This is a genomic window from Paractinoplanes tereljensis, assembly GCF_016862435.1.
Taxonomy (GTDB): domain Bacteria; phylum Actinomycetota; class Actinomycetes; order Mycobacteriales; family Micromonosporaceae; genus Actinoplanes; species Actinoplanes tereljensis.
In genome coordinates, this window is the sequence record NZ_BOMY01000038.1 from 121,223 (window position 1) to 138,444 (window position 17,222).

Annotated in this window: 15 protein-coding genes; 12 read left to right on the forward strand and 3 right to left on the reverse strand. The window is 70.6% G+C overall.

What is annotated here, in order from left to right:
• The first annotated feature begins 128 nt into the window (after positions 1–128).
• From Ate02nite_RS29015 to Ate02nite_RS29040, 6 genes are all read left to right on the forward strand, one after another.
• A complete protein-coding gene (locus Ate02nite_RS29015) occupies positions 129–1,154 on the forward strand; it encodes a zinc-dependent alcohol dehydrogenase family protein (protein WP_203811004.1) in 1,026 nt (341 codons plus the stop codon).
• A 46-nt stretch (positions 1,155–1,200) separates the two neighbouring features.
• On the forward strand, positions 1,201–2,709 hold the full coding sequence (locus Ate02nite_RS29020; RefSeq protein ID WP_203811005.1) for a xylulokinase: 1,509 nt from the start codon (positions 1,201–1,203) through the stop codon (positions 2,707–2,709).
• A gap of 64 nt (positions 2,710–2,773) precedes the next feature.
• Positions 2,774–3,553, forward strand: coding sequence for an ATP-binding cassette domain-containing protein (locus Ate02nite_RS29025; RefSeq protein WP_203811006.1), 780 nt, complete (start codon positions 2,774–2,776; stop codon positions 3,551–3,553).
• Positions 3,550–4,647: an ABC transporter permease gene (locus Ate02nite_RS29030; protein ID WP_203811007.1), complete on the forward strand. Its 1,098-nt coding sequence runs from the start codon at positions 3,550–3,552 to the stop codon at positions 4,645–4,647. Before Ate02nite_RS29025 ends, Ate02nite_RS29030 begins: the two co-directional genes overlap by 4 nt.
• Complete coding sequence (locus Ate02nite_RS29035) at positions 4,644–5,681, forward strand: ABC transporter substrate-binding protein (RefSeq protein WP_203811008.1); 1,038 nt, start codon at positions 4,644–4,646, stop codon at positions 5,679–5,681. Before Ate02nite_RS29030 ends, Ate02nite_RS29035 begins: the two co-directional genes overlap by 4 nt.
• Positions 5,682–5,733: 52 nt before the next feature.
• Positions 5,734–6,219 (forward strand): inorganic diphosphatase, encoded by a 486-nt coding sequence (locus Ate02nite_RS29040; protein ID WP_203811009.1) that lies wholly within the window; start codon positions 5,734–5,736, stop codon positions 6,217–6,219.
• 18 nt (positions 6,220–6,237) lie between these two features.
• On the opposite strand, the gene Ate02nite_RS29045 is transcribed toward Ate02nite_RS29040, so the two are convergent.
• A complete protein-coding gene (locus Ate02nite_RS29045) occupies positions 6,238–8,163 on the reverse strand; it encodes a sensor histidine kinase (protein ID WP_203811010.1) in 1,926 nt (641 codons plus the stop codon).
• A gap of 211 nt (positions 8,164–8,374) precedes the next feature.
• On the opposite strand from Ate02nite_RS29045, the gene Ate02nite_RS29050 reads away from it, so the two are divergent.
• Positions 8,375–9,046, forward strand: coding sequence for a YceI family protein (locus Ate02nite_RS29050; RefSeq protein ID WP_203811011.1), 672 nt, complete (start codon positions 8,375–8,377; stop codon positions 9,044–9,046).
• Between the two features lie 149 nt (positions 9,047–9,195).
• A complete protein-coding gene (locus tag Ate02nite_RS29055) occupies positions 9,196–9,429 on the forward strand; it encodes a hypothetical protein (RefSeq protein ID WP_203811012.1) in 234 nt (77 codons plus the stop codon).
• On the opposite strand, the gene Ate02nite_RS29060 is transcribed toward Ate02nite_RS29055, so the two are convergent.
• Positions 9,346–10,458 (reverse strand): hypothetical protein, encoded by a 1,113-nt coding sequence (locus tag Ate02nite_RS29060; RefSeq protein ID WP_203811013.1) that lies wholly within the window; start codon positions 10,456–10,458, stop codon positions 9,346–9,348. The genes Ate02nite_RS29055 and Ate02nite_RS29060 overlap by 84 nt on opposite strands.
• 272 nt (positions 10,459–10,730) lie before the next feature.
• Here Ate02nite_RS29060 and Ate02nite_RS29065 point away from each other — a divergent pair, with 272 nt between their 5' ends.
• From Ate02nite_RS29065 to Ate02nite_RS29075, 3 genes are read left to right on the forward strand one after another with little or no spacing between them, the layout of a single operon-like run.
• Entirely contained in the window at positions 10,731–11,978 is a 1,248-nt protein-coding gene (locus tag Ate02nite_RS29065) for a hypothetical protein (protein ID WP_203811014.1), read from the forward strand.
• A complete protein-coding gene (locus tag Ate02nite_RS29070) occupies positions 11,975–13,897 on the forward strand; it encodes a caspase family protein (protein WP_203811015.1) in 1,923 nt (640 codons plus the stop codon). The genes Ate02nite_RS29065 and Ate02nite_RS29070 overlap by 4 nt, the downstream gene beginning before the upstream one ends.
• Positions 13,898–13,943: 46 nt before the next feature.
• On the forward strand, positions 13,944–15,956 hold the full coding sequence (locus tag Ate02nite_RS29075; protein WP_203811016.1) for a hypothetical protein: 2,013 nt from the start codon (positions 13,944–13,946) through the stop codon (positions 15,954–15,956).
• Positions 15,957–16,156: 200 nt separating this feature from the next.
• Here Ate02nite_RS29075 and Ate02nite_RS49030 read toward each other — a convergent pair whose 3' ends face one another.
• Positions 16,157–16,570 carry a hypothetical protein gene (locus Ate02nite_RS49030; protein ID WP_239147791.1) on the reverse strand — a complete coding sequence of 138 codons (414 nt, stop codon included), beginning with the start codon at positions 16,568–16,570 and terminating at the stop codon, positions 16,157–16,159.
• 79 nt (positions 16,571–16,649) lie between these two features.
• Between Ate02nite_RS49030 and Ate02nite_RS49035 the strand changes: the two genes are divergently transcribed.
• Positions 16,650–17,153, forward strand: coding sequence for a CHAT domain-containing protein (locus Ate02nite_RS49035; RefSeq protein ID WP_275422969.1), 504 nt, complete (start codon positions 16,650–16,652; stop codon positions 17,151–17,153).
• Positions 17,154–17,222: the final 69 nt, after the last annotated feature.

Below are 17,222 nucleotides of genomic sequence, written 5' to 3' on the forward strand. Positions count from 1 at the left end.
ATTCTTTGTCTGACACCGGTGACAGACACCGATGTCATGTCCTAGTGTTCGTTTCCAACGGGTTACGAAGCGACCACCGAGCGGGACCGGCGTCGTCACGACGATCGATCTGGCGAAGGAGCTACGAGATGAAAGCCGTCGTCTACGACGCCCCCCGCAGTTACGCCGTCACCGACATCCCGGTCCCGCCGGTCGGCGCGGGCGAGGTGCTCATCAAGGTCGGCCAGGTCGGGGTGTGCGGCACCGACCTGCACATCCACGAGGGCGACTTCAACGCGGTCTTCCCGCTGATCCCGGGCCATGAGCTCGTCGGCGTGGTGGAGCAGCTCGGTGCCGGTGTCACCGGTCTGCGCGTCGGCGAGCAGGTGACGGTCAACCCGAACGTGCACTGCGGACACTGCGCGTACTGCCGGGCCGGCCGGCTGATCCTCTGCGCGAACCTCAAGGGTTACGGCAGCAACTTCCCCGGCTTCTTCGCCGAGTACGTCGCGGTTCCACAGACCCTGGTCTTCTCGGTCGAGGGCCTGCCCGCCGACACCGCCGTGTTCACCGAACCGGCCGGCTGCGCTATGCACGGGCTGGAGACCCTCGACCTCCGGCCAGGCTCGAGCGTGCTGGTCTTCGGGTCCGGGCCGACCGGGTTGTTGCTGGCGCAACTGATCGCGCACGGCGGGGCGTCCTCGGTGACGGTCGCCGCCCCGTCGGCGTTCAAGCTCGAGACCGCCGCGGCACTGGGCATCGATCGGACCGTCCAGATCAGCCGCGACGACCCGGAGAGCAACATCGCCGTCCTCAAGGAAGCGTCACCGGACGGGGACGGCTACGACGTGGTCGTCGAGGCGACCGGCTCACCCCGGATCGGTGACATCTGCGTGCCGCTGACCCGCAACGGCGGAACCGTTCTGGTGTACGGCGTCACCCGGAACGAGGACATCGTCACCGTCCACCCGTTCGACGTCTTCCGCCGCGAGATCACCATCAAGGGCTCGTTCGCCGAGATCTCGTCGTTCGGCGCCGCCATCGCCGCACTGCGCGGCGGCCGCGCGAAGACCGACGGGATCATCACCCACCGCTTCGCGCTGGACGACTACGGCAAGGCCCTTGACGCCCTGCAGAACGACCCCACGGTCCACAAGGTCGTCATCGTCCCCTGACCCAACCGTCCCGAAACAACGACCCGTCGAAGGAGGTGATCCGGCCATGTCGCCGACCGTACTCGGCATCGACCTGGGCACCAGCTCGGTGAAGGCGGTGGTCGCTCGCCTCGACGGGACCGTCGTCGCGCAGGCCCGCGCCGACTATCCGGTCTCCAGCCCGCGCCTGGGGTGGAGCGAGACCCCGGCGGGCGACTGGCTCGACGCCGCGGCCGGGGCGGTCCGCGCCGCCGTCGCCGAGGCCGGTTCGCAGCCGCTCGCGATCGGGCTGTCCGGCCAGATGCACGGGGTCGTCCTGGCCGACGAGAACGGCCGGGCGATTCGGCCGGCCATGCTCTGGTCCGATTCCCGGGCGATCGACCAGATCCAGGAGTACGACCGACTGCCCGACCCACTGCTGGCCCGGCTGGCCAATCCCCGCAGTCCAGGCATGGCCGGGCCGCTGCTGGCCTGGCTGGCGATCCACGAGGCGGTGACGTACCGGGCCGCGCGCTGGGCACTGCAGCCGAAGGACTGGCTGCGGGCCCAGTTGACCGGCCGGTTCGTCACCGAGCCGAGCGATGCGTCGGCGACCCTGCTCTACGACATCGCCGGCGACACCTGGAGCACCGAGCTGCTCGGCGCACTCGGACTCGACCCGGCCAAACTCCCGCCGATCCTGGATTTTTCGGCCGCGCCGGCCGGCCTGCTGACCGTGGACGCGGCGGCCCGGCTCGGCCTTCGCCCCGGCGTGCCGGTCGCGGCGGGTGCCGCCGACACGGCGGCCGCGGCGCTCGGTTCCCGCCTTACCGAGCCCGGAACGATCCAGCTGACCATCGGCACCGGCGCGCAACTCGTCATGCCGGTGGCCGAACGGCCCGACCCGTTGCCGGCCCACCCGGTCACCCACCTGTACCGGTCGGCGACCGACACCGGCTGGTACCGGATGGGAGCCGTGCTCAACGGCGGCCTGACCCTGGACTGGGTATGCAAGACCCTCGGCGCCGGCTGGCCCGAGCTCTACGCCGCCGCCGCGGTCGCCCCTCAGGCCGACGACCCGTACTTCCTGCCGCACGTCAACGGGGAGCGCACGCCGTACCTCGATCCGGCCCTGCGCGGCGCCTGGACCGGTCTCGGGCCGCGGCACGATCGCGGCCATCTGCTGCGCGCCGCGCTCGAGGGTGTCGCCTTCGGCATCCGCGATGCGCTCGACAGCCTCGACCCGGCCGGCCAGGCCACCCGGCTGCGCCTGGCCGGCGGCGGCACCACCGACCCGGCGTGGCGGCAGATGCTCGCCGACATCCTCGGCCGGGCCCTGGTGCCGGTGGACGTGCCCGCGGCCTCGGGGCTGGGCGCGGCGCTTCTCGGCGCCCGGGCCGCCGGCCTGATCGATCACATCCCGCCCCGCCCATCGTCCGCCGCGGCCGGCCATCAGCCCGGCCCTCGGCACGAGCAATATCACGATCGCCATGCGGCCTTCCGCCGCAAGGTCCGCGCCCTGCGCGACAGCGACAGCACCACCGTCGGCGGGTACGCCGGCTCGGCGCCGCACGGCGCCCCTCCCGCACTCGGATAGCTCCCGGACGCCGCGTTCCCCGGCCCCTGGTCGCGGTGTGCCACCACACCGAAAGGTTTCCCCTATGGCACCACTTCTGGAGGCGCGCGGCCTGTCGCGGAGCTTCGGACACGTCCGGGCGCTCGACGACGCGTCGTTCGACATCGAGGCCGGTGAGGTCGTCGCGTTGATCGGCGACAACGGAGCCGGCAAGTCCACCCTGGTCAAGGCACTCACCGGCAACCTGCCGGTCGACTCCGGCGAGCTGTACTTCGAGGGCGCGCCGGTCATCATCCACACTCCGCACCAGGCCTCGGAGATGGGCATGGAGGTCGTGTACCAGGACCTCGCCCTGGCACCCCACCTCAACCCGGTGCAGAACATGTTCCTGGGCCGCGAGATCCCCCGCAAAGGACTGCTCGGCTCCCTGGGATTCATGGACGAGAAGCAGATGCGCGCGAAGGCCGAGGCCGGCTTCGCCGAGCTCGGCGGCACCGTCCGCTCGTTCAGCGCACCCGTCGGCGCGATGTCCGGCGGGCAGCGTCAGCAGATCGCGATCGTCCGCGCGATCAGCTGGGCCGACAAGATCGTCTTCCTGGACGAGCCGACCGCCGCGCTCGGCGTGGTGCAGACCAAAAACGTCCTGGACACCATCAAACGCGTACGCGACAAGGGCATCGCCGTGGTTCTCATCTCGCACTCGATGCCCCATGTCCTGCAGGTCGCCGACCGCATCCAGATCATGCGACTGGGCACCCGGGTGGCGACCATGCCGGCCGAAGGCACGACCGTCGAGCAGCTGGTCGGTGCGATGACCGGCGCTCTGGACTCGCAGACCGTCAAGCGCAAGGAAAAAGCGTCATGAGCGTCATCACCCCGCCCGGTCAGGCCCCCGACCAGCAAGTCGTCATCGAGCCGCCGGCGCGGCAGTCGTACCTCCGGCGCGCCGCGAACCTGCAATCGGTCTGGATCCTCGGCGTCCTCGTCGTCATCATCGCCGCCTTCTCCGCGGCGGCCGGCACCAAGTTCCTGTCCACCAGCAACTTCTCGCTGATCTCGCAGAACATCGCGGTCTGGGCCGTGCTCGGGGTCGGGATGACCTTCGTCATCATCACCTCCGGCATCGACCTGTCCATCGGCTCGGTGCTGGTCTTCTCCTCGGTCATCGCCGCCAAGATCATGGAATCGGTCGGCGGGGACGGCTGGTCCACCGCGGCCGCCGGGATCGGCGGAGCGCTCGTGTCCGGGATCGCCTGGGGCGCGCTCAACGGCTTCCTCATCGCCAAGGCGAAGATCCCGCCGCTGATCGTCACCCTCGGCGCGCTGTCGGTCGCGCTCGGCCTGGCCCAGGTCCTCACCGGCGGCATCGACATCCGTTCGGTGCCGGAATCGCTTACCGACTTCAACACGTACATCAAGATCGCCGGCATCCCGGCGCTGCCCTTCGTCGCCCTGATCGTGCTGATCATCGGCGGGATCGTGCTGCACAAGACGAAGTTCGGCCGCTACACGTACGCGGTCGGCTCCAACGAACTCGGCGCCCGCCGGGTCGGCATCAACGTCGACCGGCACCTGATCCAGGTGTACGCCCTGTCCGGCGCCTGCGCCGGGCTCGGCGCGGTCCTGGCCCTGGCCCAGTTCGGCACCACCACCATCGCCGGACAGTCGCTGACCAACCTCAACGTCATCGCGGCCGTCGTCATCGGCGGCACCTCGATCTTCGGCGGTGAGGGCTCGATCTTCGGCACCGTGGTCGGCCTGTTCATCCCCGCGGTCCTGCAGGCCGGCTTCGTCATCGTCGGCGTCGAGGCCTTCTGGCAGGGCGTCGCCGTCGGATCGGTCCTCGTCGCCGCCGTCTACGTCGACCAGTCGCGCCGTGCCGCCGCTCTGCGGGGCAGTTCCCGGCCGTCCTTGTTCGCCCTCCTCGGAGCCAAGAAAGCTAAGGAACCCTCCCGATGATCAAATCCAGAATCCTCCTGGCCGCCGGCAGCGTCGCCGCGGTCGCCATCCTGGCCGCGTGCAGCAGCTCCAAACCGGCCGACAGCACGACCAACACGGCCGCCGGCGATCCCAGCGCGCCCGCTGCCTCGGCCGCCGTGGCGCCCGCGAAAGCCAGCAAGAACTACAGCATCCAGTTCATCCAGGGCGTGGCCGGCGACGAGTTCTACATCACCATGCAGTGCGGGATCGAGGCCGAAGCCGCCAAGCTCGGCGTCAGCGTCAAGACCCAGGGCCCGCAGAAGTTCGACCCCACCCTGCAGAAGCCGATCCTCGACTCGGTCGTGGCGGCCAAGCCCGACGCCATCCTCATCGCCCCGACCGACGTCACCGCCATGCAGACGCCGCTGAAGGCCGCGGCGGCCGCCGGGATCAAGGTCGTGCTGGTGGACACCACCACCGAGGACCCGTCGTACGCGGCCAGCGCCATCGCCTCGGACAACGTCGGCGGCGGGAAGGCGGCGTTCGAAGCCATCAAGAAGCTCAACCCCGGCGGCGGCAAGGTCATGGTGATGTCCACCGACCCCGGCGTCTCCACCGTCGACCAGCGCATCCAGGGTTTCGAAGAGGCCGCCAAGGCCGACTCGAAGTTCCAGTACCTGCCGGTGCAGTACTCTCACAACGACCCGGCGACGGCCGCCAACCTGATCAGCTCCGCGCTGCAGAAGGACTCCGACATCATCGGCGTCTTCGCCGCCAACCTGTTCGCGGCCGAGGGCACCGCCACCGGCGTCCGCCAGGCCGGCAAGACCAGCACCGTCAAGATCGTCGGCTTCGATGCCGGCCCGAACCAGATCAAGGCCCTGCAGCAGGGCACGGTGCAGGCCCTGATCGCCCAGCAGCCCGGGGCGATCGGCCAGTACGGCGTCGACGAGGCCGTCGCCGCCCTGGACGGCGGCCAGGTCGCGCCGAAGATCCAGACCAGCTTCACCACCATCACCAAGGACAACCTGAGCACCGAAGGCGGCCAGGCCGCGTACAAGTCCAGTTGCTGACCGAGCGGGCGCGGGTCACTGACCCGCGCCCGCCACCAGGAGGTGCGGCGTCATGGAATTCGACGTACTGGTCGAGATTCCGAAGGGCACGCGCAACAAGTACGAGGTCGACCCGAGAACCGGTCGCATCCATCTCGATCGGACGCTGTTCACCGCGACCCAGTACCCCGCTGACTACGGCTACATCGAGGGCACCCGCGGCACCGGCGGCACGGCACTCGACGCACTGGTCCTCGTGCGTGAGCCGACCTTCCCCGGTTGCCTGGTGCTCAGCCGTCCGATCGGCCTCTTCCGGATGCGCGACGAGATCGGTCCCACGCCCAAGGTGCTGACCGTGCCCACGGCCGACCCCCGGCTCGCCCATCTCCAGGACATCACCGATCTGGACCGGTTCCTGCTCCTGGAGATCCAGCACTTCTTTGAGATCTACAAGGCGGTCGAGCCGGGCAAGAGCGTGCAGATCGACGAGGAGCCCTGGTCCGGGCGGGTGGAGGCGGAGGCCGAGATCGAGCGAGCCGTCGAACGAGCACGCCACTGACCGCCGGCGCGCAGGCGCTCACCGGCCGCGGGTCCGGGCCCCCATCCCGACCAGCCGAGAGGCATCCGACCGCCGCGTTTCCCCGGCCGGAACCACCAGCGCCGCGGGGAGCGTCATCACCGCGCGGATCCCGCGCCCGTCGGCGGGACCGAGCGTCACTCCGATCCCGTGCTGGGCGGCCAGGGTCGCCACCACGAACAGGCCGAGCCGGGCGCTGTCGGCGGGTTCGAACTCGCGCGGCTGCGCCAGCCGCCGGTTGGTCTCCTCGATCGCGGCGGGCGACATCCCGATGCCGTGGTCCTCGATCTCCACCACGATCCCGTCCGGGCCCGACCAGGCCGACAGGCGCACCGTGGTCTCCGGCGCAGCGAACGTGGTGGCGTTCTCCAGCAGCTCACCGGCCAGGTGGCCGAGGTCGGTGACGGCGTGCTCGGGCACCTCGGCGGCCACCATCGGCCCGATCGCGATCCGGTCGGCGTGCTCCATCTCGCCGGCCACCCGGGCCAGGATCGTGGCCAGCGACTCGGCGCCGAGCCCGCGCCGGCTGCGCGCGGAGCCGGACAGGATCACCAGGTGCTCGGCGTGCCGGCGCATCCGGACGGCCAGCTGGTACGCACGGGGGTCGGCCCCGTCCACCGACCGGAGTGCCTCGATCTGGCGGTCCAGCAGCGCCTGGTTGCGCCGGGCGATGTTGACCAGGACCTTGTTCATGTCGTAGCGGATGGCCGCCTCCCCGGCCGCCGACTCGACCGCGCTGAGGTGCACGTCGGTCAGCGCGGCACCGACCTCGGCGATCTCGTCGTCGCCCAGGCGCAGGCGCAGCTCGGCGCCGTCCACGTCGATCCGCTCGCCGGCCCGCAGCCGCCGGACCAGCTCCGGCAGCCGTTGCCGGGCCAGCTCGGTGGCCGCCGTCCGGAGCAGGGACAGCCGGCGTACGACCGAGCCGCCGATCCGCACCGCGACCGCCAGCGACACCACAATGGCGAGCAGCCCGAGCAGCCCGGAGACACCGAACCGGATCAGAATCCGGTCCCGGGCCTGCTTCGCGAACGTGACGGCGTGGTCGTAGCCGTCCGCCAGGAAGGCGAACAACTGCCCGGCCGCCAGGGTCGACGTCGGCTGCCAGACCTCCCGGGTGATCCCCACCGGCCCACCGGCCCGGCCCTTGCCGATGACCTGGTCCTCCGCCGACCGCAGCGCCGCGAAGGCCGGACCGCTGAGCATGCTCTTGAACAGCGCCTGGTCGGGCGCCGGCAGGGTGGAGCCGGCGGTCGGGATCTGGAAACGCAACGCCCCGACGATCTGGAGCAGCTGCAGGTACTCGCCGGCGCCGAAGCGGCCCGCGGTGGTGGCCCCGGTCAGCAGGGCGTCCTCCTGGTAGAGCAGCTCGCCGGCCCGGCGCATGGCGACCATCGTGCGCATGACCCGTTCCACCAGCGGGTCACTGGAGGTCGCGGCCGCGTTCGAGACGCTGAACGCGTACCCGATGATGCTGGTGTAGCCGCCGAGGACCCCGGTCAGGGTGGCGTCCCGGGCGTCGATCCGGGCCCGCACCAGGGCCAGCGAGTCGAGGCTGGTGGCCATGTCGGCGAACCGCGCCCGGGTGATCTCGGCCGAGACCCCGCTCCCCCGGTAACGGCGGGAGAGATCCCGGAACTGCGCGATCGCCGCGTCGGTCGCCGCCCGCTGGGTCTGCAGGGCGCCGGCGTCGCCGTCCGGCGTGGCCAGGAACTCCGCCGACTCGGTGCGCTCACTCTGCAGGGCGGCCACCATCCGGTCGCACGGCAGGCTCACGTTGTCCCGGGTGTTGTACGTGTCGCGCAACGCGGTCGCGTCGGCGAACGAAGCCTTGACGTCCAGCACCCATAGCCCGGTCAGCGCGACGACCGGAACCAGCAGGGCAAGGACGATCTTGGAGCGAATGGACCTCGGTTTTCTTCGCATGGGACCTCAATCGGGCAGATGGCGGACGGGCCCTCTGGGTGAGAGGTAGGACCTGAGCGACATCCACAGTGGAGTACGGATCACGGCCCGTTCCGGTTCGGTCAAACCGGCGGGATTTGTGAGCACCACCACTGACCAGTGCAAATGCGCCAAGAGCAACTAAGATAGTTAAGATTCGTAAGAACTATGGGCCCAGGGGTGAAGCGACACTATGGTCGACCGGCCGATCCGCGACTGGAACGGGCTCACCATTCCGGACCCGGGGATCTACGTCCTCGACCAGGCGCACAAGCGCATCGGCTTCCACGCCCAGCACATGATGGTCAGCCCGGTGCGGGGCGAGTTCGCCCAGGGCAGCGCGACCATCGCGATCGCCGAGGACCCACTGCGCTCGACCGTGACGGCCACCATCGCGGCGGCCAGCCTCACCACCCACCACCAGGACCGGGACACCCATCTGTCCAGCCCCGACTTCCTGGACGCGGCGCGGTACCCGACGCTCGAGTTCCGCAGCACCGGGGTGCGCTGGCAGGAGAGCAACGACGCGATCGCCCTGCTGGCGCGGCTGCGCAGCAACCCGCTCTCCCGGCGGGGCCGGCCCGATGCCGTGCTGCCCGCGGCGGCCCGGCCGAGTGGCAAGTTCCTGGTGTACGGCAATCTGACCATCCGGAACGTCACCCGCCCGATCGAGCTGCAGGTCGAGTACGGCGGTGCCCGGCGTGACCCGTACGGCCAGGATATTTTTGGTTTCAGCGCGACCGCCGAGTTCGACCGCGAGGCGTACGGCCTGGTCTGGAATGTGTTCTTGGAAAGCGGTGGTCTGCTGGTCGGCAAGACCGTCCGCCTGGAGATCGCCGGCGAGGCGATCCACCAGGCCGCCTGAGAACCGGCGCCCACTGGCCAACCATCACGTACTGGTGGAACATGAACATCCACCCTTCCCCAGGTCGCCGTCGCCCTGTTCCGATGGGTCGACGGGCCGCCCGTCCGCCAGAGTCTGGATGCCGAGCCGTCACAGCCGAAGGGACCGCCATGATGGAACTCACCCCCGCACGGCTTGAGCTGATCCGGCAGGTCCTCGAGGAGGAACTTCGGAAGGCGTACGCCGACGCGCTCGATCGCGGCGTGTCCCCGGAGGTCGCCGACGCCTCGATCGCTGACCGCCGCCGGGCGATCGAGGCGTTAGCGCAACGGTTCGTCGCGAACGACGCGGAGGACGCGGTCCACTATGCCGCCGAGGGCGACGGGGTCAGCCAGCAACGCTGACATGTGGTGGTGGTTGTCGGCGCCGGTCGCGGGAGCGCGGTCGAGTTCATCCGATCCGGGGCCGGCCAGGAAGAGCTGCGTAAGCACCTCGACGACCGTCTCGGTGGGATCGCGGTGGTGTTCGATGCCGTCCCGGATGGCCACGACGGCGATCCCGGCCAGACCGCTGAGCCGCGCGTCGACGATCTCTTCCGGGCCGACCATGACCAGCGGACGCGGATCGGTGATCTCGTCGCCGGGCGGCGGTCCCACCTGCGCCACCTTGAAGCCGAGCGGCCGCTCCACGTAGTCCTGGTACCACCGGGGGCGGTGGCGCATCGCGGCCAGCACCTGATCGACCTCGATGGCCACCTGCGCGGGTGTGCTCCCCGGGACGTCGCGGGTGCGTTCGGCCCGCATCTGTGCCCAGCGGTCCAGCGGCCACAGGCTTGCCCCGGCCCCGGCCGGCACGCCGACCCATTCCAGGATCTTCAGTGCCAGCTCGCCGAGCCACGGGTCTCCGCCCAGGTCCGTGGCAAGTCCGCGGGTCATCCGGGGCCGCTGCAGAGCGCCCCGCGCGCCGCGCCGACGACGATGGCCGTCGACGGTGGCGTTGGGTGCCCAGTGGGCCAGCCACGCCTCGAGGTCGTCGATCGGCTTTTTGGCCGCCAGCAGATAGTCGATCACCGACTCGACGTCATCGTAGTAGCCGTCAAGGCATTGGCCATCCATGAACTGGATGCCACGGGCACACCAGGAGTGCCCGCGCATCGACAGCTCAAGCCGGCGGGTAACCACGTCGAAGACGATCTGGTGGCTCACCGCGAACGCTGCCCGGCACAGCCGCGGGCCTAGACCGGCCGCGATGGCCGAGCTCAACTCGCCACGTTTGGCCAGCCCGCGCAGCCAGGAAATGTCGTCCGCCACGGCCGGGAGCGGGCGCATCAACGTTTGGCGCTGGTTGGGGATTCGTGGAGCGGCCGGCCCGGCGCCGCCGCCGAGCCGGTATCTGTTGCCGGAAACCGTCGCGGTTTCCTCCGCACTGCTCACCGTTGCCATCCTTGGAAGTGTGAATTGACGTGCTCCCGGTCGCCATGCCCGAGGGTCAGGAATGGCTGCTTGCTCCGAAGGATTGACGGACAGAGTTGCCGTTCCGCCCGGTCGGGGACCGTGCCAACCCTCTCGGGTTAATCCTTCCGGCTAGCCCAGCGGCCATCCTGGACGACCGTGAAGAATCGCGCGTCTGTCCGTCAGAGACCGGCACCCGGCCTGGGCGAGTCTCGTCCATCTCGGAGTCTCGTCTATCTCGGAAGTGAGCACTGATGGTCTTCGGCGAACCGCTGTCCGACAACGAGGTACTGGCCGTCTGCGCGCTGAAGCTGCTGGATGACCGCGGCGCACCCGGCCCGGCCGACGAACGGGTGAGCCGGGTTCGCTGCGGCCGCCCGCTTGCCTATCCGGTACCGACGGAAGATCTGCCACCGTTGCTACGCCGCCGCGCCGAGCGACGCGATGACCGCTACTACGGGGTCCTTCTCGCGTTCGATCTCGACGTCCTGCCGTCCGGGGAGCGGTACTCCGGTGCTCGCTTCGACGTCACGCTGGCCGATCCGGGCGCCCGGGCCGTCCAGTTGGCCTCCGACGGCGACGAGTTCGGGCTGGTCCAGGGCGAGGCGGCGTCAGCCGTCGCGCTGCGGGCGGTGTCCGCCACCCGGTCCCGCCCCGGCCTGCTGCGACGCCTCGGCCACCGAGCCGGTACGCCACGCGCCTGGACGACGGGCGTGCAGTCCGGGACCTTCGGCTGGGTCTACGACGATCCCCACGGCGCCACTCTGCTCCCCCGCACGTACGGAATGCACGCCCTGGTCGAGATGCCGAGCGCCGCAACCGACCTCTCCGGCCTCCTCACCGTGCAGGCCGAGACTCTCGACCAGACTTTGATGACCGAGGCCGTCAAGTTCAGTGAGCCAATCACCGGCGCTGAGCCGCCGAGCGGCGCGGCAGTCCGGCTGTGCCTGGCCGCCGACGTGGTCGGCTACAGCCGGCGCCGCAACATCGAGACCGAGGAGCTCCAGCGTGACCTGGTCCGGGTGTTGTCCGAGGCGCGGCTGGCGGCCGGCATCGCCGAGTCCGCGGTCCATCCGCAGCCGCAGGGCGACGGTCAATTCACCGTCCTTCCCGTCGGCATTGACGAATCGGTGGTGATACCGAAGATGATCGCCGCCCTGCAAGCTGCCCTGATCGATCGCGATCGAGGTCGCACGACCGACGAACGGATGAGGCTACGGGTCGCGTTGCACCGGGGATTAGTCAAGGAGACGGCCAACGGGTGGGTCGGCGCGGCGGCCATCGCCGTCCATCGCCTTCTGGATAGTCCGCCGCTGCGCGCCGCGATCAAGGACAACCCGGAGGCGCCGTACGTCCTGGGCCTGCCCGATGTGCTGTACCACGACGTGATCGTCCATGCCGTCGAGCCGCCGCTGCCGCCCGACTTCCGGCCGATAACCGTGGAACTGCCGGAGAAGGACTTCACCGAGCACGGCTGGCTTATGGTCGGCAAAGCTCGATGACCACGCTGTACGCCCTTCTCGTCGGCATCAACGAGTACGCCTCGGCCGAGGTGCCGAACCTGCGCGGCTGTGTCCGCGACGTGCAGAGCGTCGCTGCCTACCTGAGACGGAACAACACGGACACGCGGCTGCGCATCAAATTCCGGTGCGACCGCGAAGCCACCCGAGACGGGGTGGTCGAGGCCATTCGCACGCATCTGGGGCAGGCGGGGCCGGAGGACACCGTGTTGTTCTGGTTCAGCGGACACGGCTCCCAGGCGGCGTGCCCGGACTGGGCGTGGTTCGCCGAGCCGACCCGGCAGCTGCAGACACTGGTGTGTGCCGACAGCCGTACCGGCGAGGTGCCGGACCTGTGGGACAAGGAGCTGTCGGTACTGCTCGACGAGGTGGGCCGGCACGCCGCCCATGTGGCCGTAGTACTCGACAGCTGCCACTCCGACGGCGCCACCCGCGACCTCCCGACCGGCCCGACCGCGTTCCGCAACGTGCCCGAGGCCGCACCCCGCAATCTCAGCTCGCTCGTCTCCGAGCTGATCCAGCACACCGCAGCGGCCGATCGGCCGGAGCACATCGCGATGACCGCCTGCCGCTCGACCGAGCGGGCGCGGGAAACCGTGCTCGACGGCGGGATCCGCGGCGTCTTCAGCTGGTCGCTGTTGCGCGCCCTCGACCAGCTGGGCCCACTCGCCACCTACCGCGAACTGGCCGCCGCGGCCCGGACCGGGGTGGAACAGCGTGTGCGGGACCAGACGCCGCAACTGCGCCCGGCTGCTTCGACCCTGGCCGATCACGCCTTCCTGTCGCCGCAGCCCGGCGTGCACGGCGCCGCGATGCGGATGCGCTATCTGCGTGGCGATTGGGAGATCGACGCCGGCGCCGTACACGGGCTACCCGTCGGCGACGGTTTGCGGGTGGGTGTGCGCGGGGGCTCTCCGACGCAGCAGGCTACCGTGACCACGGTGCAGGCCCAGCACAGTCTGGTGCTGCCCGCCGGCAGTTGGGCGCCGGCCCGTGACCGGCAGTACCCGATGGTGATCACCCATGTACCGCTTCCGCGTCTCACCGTTTCGGTGAACGGGTACTGCCATGGGGCGGTCGAGCGACTGCTGAGGGAACTGCACACCGCGGCGCCGGGCGGCGGCCCCTCACCTCATGTCCGCGACGTGGAGCCGGGATCACCGGCCGACCTCCGAGCCGACGTCGACCCGTCCGGGATGGTCCGCCTCGGCGACGCCCACGGCCGGCCACTCAGCGAGGTACCGGCCGGGGAAGCGGTCCGGGCGCTGGAGCACATCGCCCGGTGGACCCTCCTGTCCACGCTGGCCAACCCGCGGTCCGGGCTGGCCGGATCGGTGCGCCTGGAGATCATGGAAGCACCCGCCGGCGTCTTGATCGCGCCGCCGGTGGGCGGATCGGTGCTCGAGCCGACCGGCGGCGAGCTCACGCTGAACTATCTTCGGGACGACCTCGGCTGGCGGTCGCCCGAGGTGTTCATCCGGCTGCACAACACCTCCGACCGCGAACTGTTCTGCGTCCTGCTCGACCTGACGCCACGGTTCCGCGTGCACGCCACGCTCTTCCCCGGCGACTTCATCGCGCCCAGGGCTCGCGCGGCCGCGCTGGACGGCCGGGGCATCCGGGCGTACCTGCCGGACGGCATGACCCCGGAGCCCGGGGTCCGGGTCCGGGACCGGCTCACGCTTCTGGTGGCCGAGCAGCCGTTCGGTGCCGAGCCGTTCCTGCTACCGGAGCTGGGCGGACGGTTGTCCCGCGAGCGGGGCGTATGGAACTCCCGCGGTCTGCTGGAGCAGATCGGCGACGGCGTGGTGCGACGTGACCTCAGCCCGGCCGAGCCGGACCGCGGCTCTTACGACTGGGCCGTCGAGTCACTCACGCTGGTCACCGCGGTGCCGGACTGACCAGCCATCCTGCCCGGAAGCAGGGTCTGTCCGTCAGAACTGTGGTGTGGACGAACTCGAGGAGTTCCTCGAATACGACTTCGAGACGCCGCCCGAGCTGATCTACAGGGGCATCACCCGGGTGGACGTGCTGGGCGACGATCCGATAACCCAGTACGTGGGCGCGTGGTTGCGGTGGCTCCGGGTTGCCCAAGCCACCTTCGGCTCTGGCCGCGAGACGGCGCCGGACGACCTCGACCGGATCGTGCACGCCTGCGACAAGGCGCTGGACGAGCTACGCCGGGACGAGCCCGGGCTGCGGTTCGCCGTGTGCCAGCTGCTCGTCCAGGCGCTGCAGTCGCGCAACTCCGGCGGCGATCTGGATCGCTCGATCACCGTCGGCGTCGACGCGATCAGCCTCGCTCAAGCCGGCGAACGTGAGTGGGCCATACAGATGAACGCGCTGGCCGATGGATATCTGGGACGGTTCGCGCAAGAGCACCGAGCCGACGACTTCGCCGCCGCCGAGCGGGCCTTGGCGGACCTGTTCGGCGTCGGCTGGCCGGATCGGCCCTCCCTCTGGCTGCGGCTCGGCTCTCTCCACGAGGAGCGGTTCCGGGCCGGCGGCGATGTCGCGGACCATCGCCACGCGCTGGCGATGCTCCGGACCGGATGGGACGAAGGCTCGGGCTATCCGGTACTGGCTTTGTCGTACGCCGACGTGGTGCTCAACTCCGGAGTGGACGCCGATCCGGCCGATCTGGACCGCGTCGTCGCCCTGTCGAGCACGATCGATGTCGGGTCGATCATGGCGGCCCTCCAGCCGCAGTGGCACTACCTGGTGATGATGGCCCATCTCCGCCGAGCAACGGCGGACGGCCGGCGAAAGGCGGCCGATCTCCGCGCGGCCGTCGAGGTGGCCGGGCACCTGATCGCACATCCGCTCGCCGAACCCGACCTACGCGCCGAGGCGCGGGTGGTGCGGGCCACGGCCAGACTCGATGTCGCGGCGATCACCGGTGACCGGATGGCCGACATCGAGCCGATCCTCGCCGACCTCGTCGGTGTCGGACCGCAGGTCAATCCACAGCTACGGCAGTCCGTCGACATGCAGCTGTCCCGGGTGCTGGCCGAGCGCGCCCGCCGGTCGGGGCTCAGCCGGGACGGCGCCGAGGCCGAGGAGTTCGCCACCGAGGCGCTCGGCCGACTGCCCGAAGGGTCGCCGGAGCAGGCCGAGGTGCGTTATCACCTGGCGTACCAACTGATCTCAAGCGCCGAGGTAGGAGCGGCCGACCCGGCCGCCGGCGACCGCGGCATCACGCTGCTCGAACAGGTCGTCTCGAGCCCTGCGACGTCGCTCAAGGTACGGGCGGCCGCAGCCGCGCAGCTCGCCACGGCGACCGCCGCCCGCGCTTACTACACCGGCGGAAGCCTGTCCGCCGTCGACAGCGCGATCACCCAGGCATCCGAGGCGTTGCGGACAACCAGCCTGGACGACATGAACCGGGTCGCGATCGCCGCCTCGGTGGCCACCGCGCTGCTCCTGCGCTACGAGGTACGCGGCGACCTCGCCGATCTCCGCTGGTCCATCGACCTGCTGACCCACGCACAGGACGAGGCGACCGACGATCCGCACCACCACCAGCTGACCCTCATCCTGGCCCAGGCCCAGGTGCTGTGGTGTGAGGTCAGCGGCGAAGCACCCCCGGACCGGACCCTGGATCTCCTGACCGGTGTGGTGGCCGCGGCTCGGCCGGACGATCCGGCGCGTATCCCGGCGAGTCGGCAAGTGACCTGCAACGCGGCCGTCGCCTCGCCGGGTACGGCATGGCGTTGTTCGAGCTGCACCGGCGTGACCCCCGGCCGAGCGACCTTGACCGAGCCGTCCGGGCGCTGCGCGAGGCCAACGAGCTCGCCGGGGGTCAACCCGGGCAACGCGGCGCGGCCGAGGTCGAGCTGGCCCTCGCCGCGGCACTCGCCGCCACCGGTGACCCGGCCGGCTCCGCCGAGACCGGCCGGGCCGGGTTGCGGGCCCGGGCCTGGCAGGTGCTACTGCAATCCGGCACCCAGGACGCGATGACCGCCGCCCGGCAGAGCGCGAACGACGCGTTCTGGGTGGCTCGGGCGGCGCTCAGCGCCGATGATCAGGCCGGTGCCTGGTCAGCCCTGGAGACCGGCCGTGGCCTGGTACTACACGCGGCCACAGTCGCCGCCACCGTTCCTGAACTGCTGCGCCGGGCAGGCGAGCCCGGCCTCGCCGACCGGTGGAACGCCGATCCGCTACCCGCCGGAGGCGCCGCCGGATGGCGGGCGGCTGCTCCCGCGATACCCAGCGACGCCCGCTTCCGTGCGCTCGGCGTGCTCCAGCGGGAGTCGAGACTCCTCGAACCGCCGACGATCGAGGCACTGAGCGAGGCGCTGACCGCGATGGGTGCGGACGCGCTGGTGTACCTGTGCCCCGGCCAGGGCGACACGGCCGGCCTGGCCCTCGTCGTCGAGTCCGGCAGCCGCGTCCACGCCCTCGATCTGCCGGCGCTCACCGGCGACTGGGCCTTCGCTTCGGCCGTTCAGCAAGCGGTCAGCACCCGGGATCTGGGCCCGGTGCCGGACCGCGCCGCGGTCGGACGCACGCTCGCCGAGGTGTGCCGCGCGGGCTGGAACGTCGCGATCCGCCTCCTTCTCGATCACTGGCATCTCGACCACACCGGGGTACCGCACCTCGTGCTGGTGCCGGGCGGCGGGTCGTTACTGCGGTCGCCCGGACGGCCCGGCCATAACCGCCGCCGGACGGGGGACGCCGGAAGACGTACTCGCCTGGCTGGCCGCGACCGACGCACCGTCGGCCACCGTCCTCCACCTGGCCTGCCACGGCGTGATCCAGGCCGAGGGCCCGGCCTCGTCCTATCTGGTTCTGTCCGACCACTCCCGAGTCTCGGCCGAGGAGATCATGCGAACCGCCGCATCCCGGCCGACCGGCCGCTCACCCGGCTTGGTTTCGCTGGCGGCATGCACGACCCACCGGGCCGGCCGCGCTTACGACGAGGCCGTCACATTGTCCACCGCCTTCCTCGTGGCCGGCGCCACCACCGCGATCGGCTCGCTGTGGCCGGTACCCGATCGAGAGACAGCCCGCCTGATGGTCGACTTCCACGACCACCTGGCCACCCACGTCACGCGCCCGCACGAGGCCCTGCTGATCGCCCAGCGCTCGATGCGTGACCGGACCGGTGAGACCTCCCTGCACGCCTGGGCCGGCTTCGTCCACCTCGGCTGGTGACGGATCCGCCGGAGACTCTCGTCCGAGCGGTCCGTCAGAGACGAGTGCGAGAGACCGCAACCCTTCACC

Bases quoted from the DNA above. Each gene is read 5' to 3' on its own strand.
- Ate02nite_RS29050 (WP_203811011.1), top strand. From the start codon at position 8,375: ATGGTCGACCGGCCGATCCGCGACTGGAACGGGCTCACCATTCCGGAC.
- Ate02nite_RS29025 (WP_203811006.1), top strand. From the start codon at position 2,774: ATGGCACCACTTCTGGAGGCGCGCGGCCTGTCGCGGAGCTTCGGACAC.
- Ate02nite_RS29035 (WP_203811008.1), top strand. From the start codon at position 4,644: ATGATCAAATCCAGAATCCTCCTGGCCGCCGGCAGCGTCGCCGCGGTC.
- Ate02nite_RS29065 (WP_203811014.1), top strand. From the start codon at position 10,731: ATGGTCTTCGGCGAACCGCTGTCCGACAACGAGGTACTGGCCGTCTGC.
- Ate02nite_RS29045 (WP_203811010.1), bottom strand. From the start codon at position 8,163: ATGCGAAGAAAACCGAGGTCCATTCGCTCCAAGATCGTCCTTGCCCTG.
- Ate02nite_RS29055 (WP_203811012.1), top strand. From the start codon at position 9,196: ATGATGGAACTCACCCCCGCACGGCTTGAGCTGATCCGGCAGGTCCTC.
- Ate02nite_RS29015 (WP_203811004.1), top strand. From the start codon at position 129: ATGAAAGCCGTCGTCTACGACGCCCCCCGCAGTTACGCCGTCACCGAC.
- Ate02nite_RS29070 (WP_203811015.1), top strand. From the start codon at position 11,975: ATGACCACGCTGTACGCCCTTCTCGTCGGCATCAACGAGTACGCCTCG.
- Ate02nite_RS29020 (WP_203811005.1), top strand. From the start codon at position 1,201: ATGTCGCCGACCGTACTCGGCATCGACCTGGGCACCAGCTCGGTGAAG.
- Ate02nite_RS29030 (WP_203811007.1), top strand. From the start codon at position 3,550: ATGAGCGTCATCACCCCGCCCGGTCAGGCCCCCGACCAGCAAGTCGTC.
- Ate02nite_RS49030 (WP_239147791.1), bottom strand. From the start codon at position 16,570: ATGCCAGTGATCGAGAAGGAGGCGGATCGCGACGTTCCAGCCCGCGCG.
- Ate02nite_RS29040 (WP_203811009.1), top strand. From the start codon at position 5,734: ATGGAATTCGACGTACTGGTCGAGATTCCGAAGGGCACGCGCAACAAG.